Here is a 223-nt window from a genome sequence, read left to right as displayed (position 1 = left end):
TGCACCAACGTTCTCACCTGCACGACCTTCGTCCAGCAGTTTACGGAACATTTCTACACCAGTACATGTAGTGGTTGTAGTCTCGTGGATACCAACGATTGCTACTTCATCACCTACACGTAGGATACCGCGCTCGATACGGCCAGTTACTACTGTACCACGACCTTGGATTGAGAATACGTCTTCGATTGGCATCAGGAACGGCATGTCTACTGCACGCTCT

The 223-nt window shown here is 49.8% G+C and carries 1 protein-coding gene; it reads right to left on the bottom strand.

The features are described from left to right. Positions 1 to 223 (bottom strand): EF-Tu/IF-2/RF-3 family GTPase (locus JIG40_RS18085; protein WP_244662691.1); only part of this gene is annotated, 223 nt, incomplete at both ends.

Source organism: Vibrio sp. bablab_jr001 (assembly GCF_016464285.1).
Taxonomy (GTDB): Bacteria; Pseudomonadota; Gammaproteobacteria; order Enterobacterales; family Vibrionaceae; genus Vibrio; species Vibrio fluvialis.
The sequence above is the reverse complement of the archived record's forward strand: the minus strand, read 5'-3'. Positions and strand labels throughout refer to the sequence as shown.